This window comes from Halomonas sp. SIMBA_159, assembly GCF_046536035.1.
GTDB classification, from domain to species: domain Bacteria; phylum Pseudomonadota; class Gammaproteobacteria; order Pseudomonadales; family Halomonadaceae; genus Vreelandella; species Vreelandella venusta_A.
The window spans coordinates 1-235 of sequence record NZ_JAWJBT010001636.1; the positions used below are offsets into that span (position 1 = coordinate 1).

Below are 235 nucleotides of genomic sequence, written 5' to 3' on the forward strand. Positions count from 1 at the left end.
GGGTTGCCATACTGGCTGTGCCTGCATTGTCGCGTTCTTGGTTGTGTTCAGGTCTTGGCGGGTTGGAACCTGCGGCAGATTGCCTGACAGTCGTGTCTGAGACATAAATGGCGTGGCGCTGGTTAAATTGCTGACGAAAACGCAGTTCTTCACCGATCAATCCGACAAAGAAAGCGGCAAAGAAATCCAGCAGGACAGACAGAAAGATCACCAGCCCAAGTTGCGCTGCTTCGTT

Annotated in this window: 1 protein-coding gene; it reads right to left on the reverse strand. The window is 52.3% G+C overall.

Features of this window, described 5'->3' with window-relative positions; translation table 11 throughout:
- The coding region (locus R0J87_RS24750) for a hypothetical protein (RefSeq protein WP_498889684.1) at positions 1 to 235 on the reverse strand (235 nt) is incomplete at both ends.